Below are 9,832 nucleotides of genomic sequence, written 5' to 3'. Positions count from 1 at the left end.
TCACCCACCTTCAACAGCAGAAAAAAGCACTGCTTCAGCAGATGTTTGTATAAGGAGAACCGACATATTATGAGCAACACTCTTGAATCCACTACTTCCAAGCTTTGGGCGATGGCCAACGAGCTACGAGGCAACATGGACGCCTCCGAATACAAGAACTACATCCTGGCCTTCATGTTCTACCGCTATTTGTCCGGGCACCAGATGGACTATCTCAAGAACAACAATGTCCTCGACATCAATCCCGGTCAGACGATTAACGAAGCTTATGCCGAACAGGCTGCTGGCGATGATCTCAATGATTATCTCGAAGACATCTCGGCGTATCTGGGCTATGCGATCGCGCCTCAGGATACGTGGAGATCCCTGATCCAGCGAATCGACGACAATCTCATCATTCCCAGTGATTACCAGACCATCTTCGATAATTTCAACAAGAACGCCTCGCTGAACAAAGAGGCTGCCAAGGACTTCCGCGGCGTCTTCAACGACGTCAACTTGGGCGATTCGCGGCTGGGTTCGAACACGAACGACCGGGCGAAGTCCCTGAACCGCATCGTGAAGCTGATCGACGGCATCGAATACAAGGATGAGCAGGGCAAGGACATCCTTGGCGAGATCTACGAGTATCTGATCGGCATGTTCGCGGCGAACGCGGGCAAGAAGGGCGGCGAGTTCTACACGCCTCATGAGGTATCGCAAATACTGGCTCGCGTGGTCACCAGCGATGTCTCGTCGGCCGGGGACGCCTTCAATGTGTACGATCCGGCCTGCGGCTCGGGCTCGCTGCTGCTGACGGTGCAAAATGAGCTGCCGGGAGGCAACAAGCCGGGAGCCGTCAAGTTCTACGGCCAGGAGCTGAACACGACCACATACAATCTGGCGCGTATGAACCTCATGATGCATGGAGTCTCGTTCAACAACATGACGCTGTCGAATGCCGATACGCTCGAAACCGACTGGCCCGACGGCCCAGACCCTACAACGGGCGTCGATCATCCGCGTACCTTCGATGCTGTCGTTGCCAATCCGCCGTATTCGGCGCACTGGGACAACAACGAAAACAAGCTCAAGGACCCGCGCTTCAACCCCTTCGGGGCCCTGGCTCCGGCTTCTAAGGCCGATTATGCATTTGTGCTGCACAGCCTGTACCACCTGAATGCGAACGGCACTATGGCGATCGTTCTGCCGCACGGCGTCTTGTTCCGTGGGGCTGCCGAAGCCAAGATTCGCAAGGCGCTCATCAAATCTGATGCCGCGCAATCCCAAGGCAACTATCTCGATGCCGTGATCGGCCTGCCGGCGAACCTGTTCTACGGCACCGGAATCCCCACTTGCATTCTCGTGTTCAAAAAGAACCGGGACGCAAAGGACGTCCTGTTCATCGATGCAAGCAAGGAATTCGTCAAAGGCAAGAACCAGAACAAGCTCTCCGAAGAGAACATCGACAAGATCATCGACACGTATCGCAGTCGCAAAGATGTCGACAAATACGCGCACGTCGCGCCGCTGCAAGAGATAGTCGACAACGACTTCAATCTCAACATCCCCCGCTACGTCGACACCTTCGAAGAAGAGCCGCCCATCGACCTCAACGAGGTCAACCGCCAGCTCAAGCAGGATGACCAAGAGATAGCCGAGCTCGAAGCCAAGATCAAAGAACAGCTGCGGGTGTTGGGTGTGGAAGTGTGAGAAAAGCTACTGAAAGATTCAAGTTCAATTTTCTTTACTAACGGGCAATGTGTTTACGTCAGATATGAAAAGAATCATGATTTGACTTATTAAGAGGTGAAAGGAATGGGATGGGCAGGAAGAGAAATAACGAAGTTCGTATGACTCTCTACCGACTGGTAGATTTACCTACTTATGATGCAGCAATATGTGGAAAATATCGTGATTTTGAGAATGAGGACCATCAGTATACGTGTGAGTCTGTTTCTATAGCAGATAGGCAAGCACTTCTTTTCTGGGGTGTAATAGAGCACGATAGAGCTAGTTGGACTAAAACGGTTTCTGAACTCACTAACCAGAATTTGAATGTTGGTAATACGACAGCGTCAGCGGTTATTATTGTTCCTGATGATTCTGATGTTGATATTGATGACGGAGCATTGATTAAATCGGAAATGCAAAAGGGCCTTCATTCCGCGTGGGCTATAACTTTTGGCATGGGTTTTCAAATACTTGATCAGAATTATATCGACATAGGTTTTGGACAACGAGTTGCGATTCGTTGCGCTTCTTCAGATGGCTTAAACACCTTAAACAAAACGACGTTAGCGGAGCGCCCGCAGATGATACGTTCAACAATTCCTTCTGGTGGAACTCTTCGGAGTCTGGGTTTTGAGGAGCTTGGAGATTTTGTGACCCGTTTGGTCGCTAAAGGTACCATAGAAGGCATTGGCAGTATAGGTAAGTCAATAACAGTTAGAGGGGCGGATTCTTTGAATATTCCGCTCTCAAAGTCACCTCAGAAACTTTTAGAGAACCTTTCTCAAATCAAGAATATCTTGAATAGAAAACCTATATCGACAGAACTTGCAGCGTTGGAGAATCTTACCCTAATTAAAAAGAAAGAGATTAATGAAGAGCTAGATCAAAAACTTATTAGCGCTATAGATGAGAAAACTAATTGTTCTGTCGAACTTTCATATCCTTATGAAATGATTGATGAATTTGGACAGGCAAATAGCTATAAACTATATGGCGTAGGAAGAAGGGAAATAAAGGATTCGATGCCTACGCTGGATGATCTTTTAAATCCTGTTCGCGATGCAGATAAATCACTTCGATTAGGGTTGCTTCGAAAGATGTCTGTGGTACTTTATTCAGATCAAGCTGGTACTGATGTGTTAAGTCAGCACATTCCTCTCAAAAAATGGTTGACATATCAAACTAATATTAATGGCAAGCGATATTTTCTGCAGAATAACCGATGGTACGTCATGGATAGAGAATATGTCGAGACTATCAGTCAGGAAGTTAATGCAATCTTTGCTCGGGGGCCATTTTTTGATGAATTACCCAAGTGGCCTATCTATCAGATACCTGATGATAAAGATAAGCAACGACATGATAATGCCGAGCTTCAATATAATACAGCTCTCGCTGAATACCTTGGTGGGCTATGCCTTGATCAACAGCTTATTCGTCCAAAAGGAAGTAAATCTGGAATTGAAGCATGTGATGTTCTTCTTAAGAGTGGCATTTTCGTACACGTAAAACATATCTCTTCGTCAGCTCCTGCAAGTCATCTGCTCGCTCAGACGCTTGTTTCGGCTGATTTGCTAAGTACAGATGAAGAGGCTAGGCGTCAATTACAGGAAAAGATTAATGAAGCGGGCGGCGGCAACGATTCTGAATATGAAACAAAGCCTAAACGAGTTGTTGTAGTCATGGCACAAGATGACAAACCACTAAGTGCGGAGTCTCTATTCACGTTTACTAAGATTAATCTAGTACGGCATGATCATAGGTTTGCAAGTATGGGTATCAAGCTCAATATTGCTTCTGTTATTCGCAAAAAACATTAGTATTGATAAGTTTTATACCAGCGTTCCGGTTCTGAAGTTCGTTTTTCATTGCCATTCGCATAAATCCTTTCACTAGCAAAAATCCGGGCATTACCTTTTCACGTGCAACCGTATTATGCAGATGAAGTGATTTTTCGTGTTTTTATGTTTTGATATTGGATTAATGTGGGTGAGCTTACGCTGATGAAGGGCGATGAGGTCGTCGAGCTGGACGAAAAGCTGCCCAATTTTGTTCTGCTCCGACAGCGAAGGGATCCTAATAGTCTCATTAAGAAAATCGGAAACGACTAAATCAGTCATCATTGTTGATGATTTTGTGGCTCTGGTGAGGACAGGTCCCATTACATCCTCATTATTTATGGCATACTTCCAAAACCACAAATCCATTTTCACAAGTGGTCGAAAAACAACGAACACATGAGATACTATGCCGTCTCCGATGGTATTTTCGACAAACCGGCCATGGGCAAATCTCTTGCTTCTGTTGCCTTCGAATGCGATGTCTCCGACCTTGAAAACGTTATACGTCTTCAGATAGTCTAAGTCAGAGACCCGCACATCATCTTTGAAATACATATTTGCGACAGAGATGACTTTATCGGTTCCATAGGTAAGGTCATTCTTCACATTGAATCTTTCGTATAAATCCCCCAGCTTGCGCTGTTCCCAAGCATAAACTTCAATCAATACAGAAGTTGCAATGCCAAGAATCCGTGATCGAGTAAGGCAACAAACTCCCGAATTGCATAACAGCGGTTAGAGTTCCAGTATCGTTCGAATCGTTATTCCATGTTTGTTTAAGCGTGATTCAACGAACGAGTTGCCTATGACAGAAATTATGAAGTTGAGAGCTCAATCACCACTCGGCAAGAACCTCAATAGTGTCGATTCCGTTTTGTCTGTGTACTTCATCTAGTCTTTCCCAATACGGCGCGTTTCCAGTCATTTGTTCGCGTAGGAGTTTGATTCGTTTTCGATCTGTTCTGCTGTGCAGACGTGTCTTTTCGGCATCTGGGTCGTCTATCAGCGATGCCAGCATCGCCGCGTCATAGAGATGACGCTCGCCGTATCCAGCATGATCGGCAGCGAATGCGGCGCTTTTGAGCATCAAGGCACCAAGGAGGTCAGGAATGCGGATCATTGAGCGTTTTCGATCATCCGCGATTATGCCCCGCATGCTGCGCTCGATGGCCTGAGCGCCGCCTGGCATGGAAAGAATCGGGTTGCCATCTAGAGACGCGCTTCTTTCGAAGGACTTAGGAAGGTGATCAGCGACAAGAAGATTTGCCTCGTTGCCATTGGCCGCCCTCATCCGCGTGGTATATCCGGTTAGCGTCTCTGGCTGCACAATGAAGCCATGCATCGAAAGCACGCCTCGTATTTTGCTGATGCCTCGTCGATCAGACATAAGATCGACGAGAAGATCCATGTCCGTGGTCGGTCGGACCTCAAAACCACCCATTATGGCGTGCAATTGAACCATAAGTCCGCCGACAAGCATCCACGCATCTTGGATATTCGCGTTGGCTACATCGTAAACAGTGCTCCAAGGAGGGCTTTCACTGGGAATGTTGATCGTTTTCACTGTGGTCACCCTCTTTCTCGCATTGTCTATTTACCGTTGTCGCCTGCTTCTTTGAAGCTAGCAAGCAAACCGGTAAGCGTCTCCAACCCGGCGCGTCGCTCTCGTGGGTCCTCGGATTCTGCCAGATCCGCAGCACATACCCCTATCGGCATGTCTCCTTCGCTGCTTGGAAGTTTCTCGGAGATTCGCAGACGAACCATCACTGGTGCGGCGTTGAGTTTCAACCGATACTTGGCCACCAAGTACTCAGCAGTTTCCTGATTTGCATAGCCTTCGATAAGGGTGCTTGAGGCCAAATGAAACTTGCTGGCTAGGTGGTCAGTTGCAGCCGAAATCCGTATTTGCGTACGTACTGTTTCCAGCAGCGAAGCCCGACACCAATATTCCTGAAGCTTTGCCCTCCGCCGTGTCAAACGCACGAGATTCTCTGCATTGACGTTCCGCAAGTATTGCCTGAGGCGGTAACGCTGCTGTGCACTGAGCCATGAAGCGACTTCGCCCGAAATCAGATATAACGCCCCGAATGCCATATGCTCAGAATAAGGGCGGCCTCCTTCGCCAGAGAACCGCGCATAATGTCGCACGGAATCGGCAGTGATAAGAATTCCTCTGCGTCCATTGGCAAATGAGGTAATGTCTCCGGACTGCCGCAAAGCCGTGATACGGCGCTCGCTCACGCCGAGTTCGCGTGCCGCCTCTTGCTGCGTAAGCAATGTGCTATCCGTTCGAATCGTCATATAAACAGTATATACAGAACTATTCTCATAATTGAATAGTTCTGTATATATCGCTATGCATACGGTCAAAGTCTGAGCCGGAACATGATATCCGTTTACGTTTTGCTAATGCTTAAGGAACGGCTAGATTGCAGACAGATGTTTTCGATTCACGTCGACACAGTTATCTTACGACTTCTTTTGTGCCACAATAGCTATATACCTAGGTAAAGGATCCCAAACGTAACAATGGATACGACAGTGTCGACGATCTGATGAATGAGCTTGACGTGTGATCTGGGGTTCCAATATGTGCTCACAATACCTGTGAGGTGACAGCACATGGGTTCAGAAGCGCAGGATCAGGTTGCGGCTTCATATGAACAGATCAAACGTGGTGGCTGGCACGTGGTAGTAAATCAGTAGAGGGAAAGGCAGGAATTCGCCTACCGATGCGTGATCGATGTGAGCCCTTCCTCGGAATGGACGTTCCTGCATCAGGCTGCGCACTCGTGCGACGAACGCGCCGCACGCATGCTTATCCGACTCGGGACGGAAGTTGCATGGAGATGCCATAGCAATCGGAAAGCCCCTCGTACGGTCGAAATCACTGAACCTGATACGCTGCGCACTCGCCAATGGAATGGTCGACGAGTCTATAATATTGTTTTTGGTGTCGTGAGCGATGATGGGCACCATTGAGAGAACTTGGACCGGTCATCGGTTCACAATTGGAAACTGGATATGTTGAAACCTCAATGTTGAGATATTGTATACCTATATTTTAGATGTATATACTCAAAACTACAAGAATATTGGATATATTTTGAGATAGATGTATATAATATTTCGTAGAATGATACAGACTTTATAGGTATATCTAAGAATTGAGGTAGATACTTATGCTCAGTGAACTTGAAGAACTGGTCCACAGCGTCATCCGCAGCCGTTGTGAGACGCAGACGTTGGAGGTAAAAGCTGCGAAAGATGGTGCGCCGCACGTCTACGATTCATTGTCGTCATTTTCGAATCAGAATGATGGAGGCATCATTCTGTTTGGCATTGATGAAAGCGAAGGCTTCACGGTCTGTGGTGTTTATGATGCACAGGATCTGCAGAAGAAGTTGCATGGCCAGTGTGAAGCCATGACACCTCGGGTGAGACCGGTGTTCGAAGTAGCCCAGATGGACGGGAAGACCGTGATCGCGATGTATATCACTGGGCGATCCATGAGCGAGCGGCCAGTCTATCGCACCATCAAAGGAATTCCCGAGGGGAGCTACACGCGCATTGGCGATGCCGATGTGCGCATGACTGCGACTGAGCTTTATGAAATTCAATCGTTTAAAGAGGGCCGCCGTGACGATGTCGATGTGGATGAATTAGCGAGCATCACCATGCTGGATTCAGCAAAAGTGTCTCGCTTCATCGACGCCGCGGCCAGAGAACGCCCACTGCTTGAAAGGCGTTCTCGTGACGAGATGCTGTCGCTCTTGGGGATAATGCGCGATGGGAAACCCACATTGGCCGGCATGATGACGCTTGGCGATTACCCGCAGCAGGTGTACCCCAATCTGTGCATCACCGCCATCGCGGTCAATGGTACGGAATTGCTGCACCATGATTCCGAGGAACGGTTCATCGACAACAAACGATACGAAGGCACCATTGACGAAATGATAGAAGGCGTCATGGGATTCGTAACGCGTAACAGCAAAACCAAAGTAGTGATTCGCGACGGCAAGCGCGCCGATGTTGCGCAATACCCGCAGACTGCAGTGCGCGAGATCGTCGTCAACGCGCTCATGCATCGCGATTACGGGCCGTACTGCAACGGGACGCCTATACGACTCGTGCTGTTTAGCGATCGATTGGAGTGCTGGAATCCCGGTGGAATCTATGGTGGCCAGAGCATTAACGAGCTCGGAATCGCCAACATGCCTACCCGCAATCCTACTTTGGTGTCGATTTTGGAGATTGAGAAAATCGCTGAGAATCGTCACTCCGGCATACCAGTAATTCGCGATGAAGCACGATCCTATGGACTGCGCGAGCCGGAATTCGTTGACCATAAAGGCTCATTCCTTGTACGGTTCTTCAATGAAGCCGTGGGCAATGATGACGCCGTTGATGTCAATACCACTGATCGCAGGCGGAAAAAGGCTCGCCCCAGCAATAAGATCATTCAGGATATTCTCGAATATTGCTCCCAGCCACGTTCTGCACAGGAGATCACTGATTTCCTAGGCTACAACATTCAATATGTCAGGAAACGGTATATACGGCCAATGGTTGACGATGGCAGGCTCTCTCTAACGATACCAGACAAACCGCAAAGTAAGTTTCAGCGGTATCGGGCTGCGTGAACTGACCGAAACTTTGTTGCGTAAGCAGTGTGTGCGTTTTCCTGGTTTTGCTGTTGCTTGGGAACAGTATGTGCTATCAGAATTGTACATAAAAGGCGGCTCTGGTGGCACACCTAAGTCAACTAATAAAGATTTTTATGATGGTGATATTCCATTTTTAGGAATATCCGATATCACTAATTCAAATGGATTTATAGATGATACAGAAAAGCATATTTCTGATAAAGGGTTAAAAAATTCAGCTGCTTGGATAGTTCCTAAAGGTTCAATAAGCCTAGCCATGTATGCAAGTGTAGGTAAGTTAGCTATCCTAAATACTGATGTTTCAACGTCTCAGGCATTCTACAATATGGTATTTGATGATGTTGATATTAGAGACTTTGTTTATCAGAGATTATGCAAAGCTAATGAACTAGGTGAATGGAATATATTAATTTCAACTGGTACACAAGCAAATCTAAATGCTGGAAAAGTCAAAAATTTTGAAATCACTTTGCCTACAGAAAAAGACGAAATTGAGAAAATAGCAAGATTTTTTAAAAGTGTGGACTCCCTCATCGCCCTTCATCAGCGTAAGCTTTCGCATCCAATCCAAAAGTATCGGAAGAGGCGCAATGCATTATGCCTTAATCTGGAACATAGACCCTTTCACAAGCGTAAGCCACTGAATGAAAGGAATAATCATGCTTGCTGACACGACAAAGGACAGTCTCTTTTATCTGTATTACAAGCAGTGGATCACCGTGTACAAGGAAGGAGCGATACGCGCGGTGACCATGAACAAGTACAAGCTCACGCAATCATGGCTCGAACGGCTCGCGCCGGAGCTCAAGGTGTGTGAGATCAACCGCGTGGCCTATCAGAAACTGCTGAATGACTACGCGGCCGAGCACGAACGGCAGACGACCATGGACTTCCATCACCAGCTCAAGGGCGCAATTCTTGACGCCGTGGATGAGGGACTCATCAACCGTGACCCAACGCGCAAGGCAATTATCAAGGGCAAGGCTCCACGGCAGAAGAAACCCAAGTATCTCAATCAGTTCGAGCTGCATAAGCTGCTTACTTCCCTACAGCTCGGAACGGCGCTCAGCTGGGATTGGGCGATACTGCTCATTGCCAAAACAGGCATTCGTTTCTCCGAGGCGATGGCAGTGACGCCGAACGATTTCGATTTCCCTCGGCAGACTCTGTCAATCGACAAGACTTGGAATTACAAGGAGCAAGGTGGTTTTACTCCTACGAAGAACCGTTCCTCGGTGCGTAAGATCCAGATAGACTGGCAGCTTATCATCCAGTTCTCGGAATTGATCAAGAACATGCCTGCTGACAAGCCGATTTTCGCAACGAGGCGTATCTTCAACTCCACGGCGAACCATTATCTGGCGCGACGTTGCACCCAAGCTGGAATCCCAGTGATCACGATTCACGGGCTTCGGCACACACATGCATCATTGCTGCTGTTCGCCGGAGTCTCCATTGCAAGCGTTGCTCGACGTCTGGGCCACGCGAGCATGACCACCACTCAGAAGACCTATCTGCACATCATCCAAGAGCTTGAGAACCAAGATGTCGACCTCGTCATGCGTTCTCTTTCTGGTCTGATGTGACTCACCCACAATCACCATAATG

General features: G+C 47.9%; 8 protein-coding genes. 5 read left to right on the top strand and 3 right to left on the bottom strand.

Going from position 1 to position 9,832, the window contains the following annotated elements; genetic code table 11:
• Positions 1–69 precede the first annotated feature (69 nt).
• Together DDF78_RS11530 and DDF78_RS11525 are read left to right on the top strand one after the other, a co-directional pair.
• A complete protein-coding gene (locus DDF78_RS11530; RefSeq protein WP_152581043.1) occupies positions 70–1,692 on the top strand; it encodes a type I restriction-modification system subunit M in 1,623 nt (540 codons plus the stop codon).
• Positions 1,693–1,802: 110 nt separating this feature from the next.
• On the top strand, positions 1,803–3,533 hold the full coding sequence (locus tag DDF78_RS11525; RefSeq protein ID WP_152581044.1) for a DUF6119 family protein: 1,731 nt from the start codon (positions 1,803–1,805) through the stop codon (positions 3,531–3,533).
• A gap of 90 nt (positions 3,534–3,623) precedes the next feature.
• On the opposite strand, the gene DDF78_RS11520 is transcribed toward DDF78_RS11525, so the two are convergent.
• The 3 genes from DDF78_RS11520 to DDF78_RS11510 all read right to left on the bottom strand — a co-directional run bounded on the left by DDF78_RS11520 (position 3,624) and on the right by DDF78_RS11510 (position 5,855).
• Complete coding sequence (locus tag DDF78_RS11520; protein WP_202613287.1) at positions 3,624–4,220, bottom strand: restriction endonuclease subunit S; 597 nt, start codon at positions 4,218–4,220, stop codon at positions 3,624–3,626.
• A 169-nt stretch (positions 4,221–4,389) separates the two neighbouring features.
• Entirely contained in the window at positions 4,390–5,118 is a 729-nt protein-coding gene (locus DDF78_RS12175) for a hypothetical protein (protein WP_237564672.1), read from the bottom strand.
• Between the two features lie 26 nt (positions 5,119–5,144).
• Complete coding sequence (locus tag DDF78_RS11510) at positions 5,145–5,855, bottom strand: helix-turn-helix domain-containing protein (protein ID WP_152581045.1); 711 nt, start codon at positions 5,853–5,855, stop codon at positions 5,145–5,147.
• A gap of 881 nt (positions 5,856–6,736) precedes the next feature.
• Between DDF78_RS11510 and DDF78_RS11505 the strand changes: the two genes are divergently transcribed.
• Genes DDF78_RS11505 through DDF78_RS11495 form a run of 3 tightly spaced genes read left to right on the top strand, consistent with a single transcriptional unit; the run spans position 6,737 to position 9,810 of the window.
• Entirely contained in the window at positions 6,737–8,200 is a 1,464-nt protein-coding gene (locus DDF78_RS11505) for an ATP-binding protein (RefSeq protein ID WP_152581046.1), read from the top strand.
• A gap of 13 nt (positions 8,201–8,213) precedes the next feature.
• A complete protein-coding gene (locus DDF78_RS11500; RefSeq protein ID WP_202613286.1) occupies positions 8,214–8,894 on the top strand; it encodes a restriction endonuclease subunit S in 681 nt (226 codons plus the stop codon).
• The gene (locus DDF78_RS11495) at positions 8,884–9,810 is read left to right on the top strand and encodes a site-specific integrase (protein WP_152581048.1); all 927 of its coding nucleotides are present in this window, start codon (positions 8,884–8,886) and stop codon (positions 9,808–9,810) included. Before DDF78_RS11500 ends, DDF78_RS11495 begins: the two co-directional genes overlap by 11 nt.
• Positions 9,811–9,832 lie beyond the last annotated feature (22 nt).

Source organism: Bifidobacterium tibiigranuli (assembly GCF_009371885.1).
Taxonomy (GTDB): domain Bacteria; phylum Actinomycetota; class Actinomycetes; order Actinomycetales; family Bifidobacteriaceae; genus Bifidobacterium; species Bifidobacterium tibiigranuli.
The sequence above is the reverse complement of the archived record's forward strand: the minus strand, read 5'-3'. Positions and strand labels throughout refer to the sequence as shown.

Coding starts and splice junctions, on each gene's coding strand:
- DDF78_RS11505 (WP_152581046.1), top strand. CDS start 6,737: ATGCTCAGTGAACTTGAAGAACTGGTCCACAGCGTCATCCGCAGCCGT.
- DDF78_RS11510 (WP_152581045.1), bottom strand. CDS start 5,855: ATGACGATTCGAACGGATAGCACATTGCTTACGCAGCAAGAGGCGGCA.
- DDF78_RS11530 (WP_152581043.1), top strand. CDS start 70: ATGAGCAACACTCTTGAATCCACTACTTCCAAGCTTTGGGCGATGGCC.
- DDF78_RS11495 (WP_152581048.1), top strand. CDS start 8,884: ATGCTTGCTGACACGACAAAGGACAGTCTCTTTTATCTGTATTACAAG.
- DDF78_RS11525 (WP_152581044.1), top strand. CDS start 1,803: ATGGGCAGGAAGAGAAATAACGAAGTTCGTATGACTCTCTACCGACTG.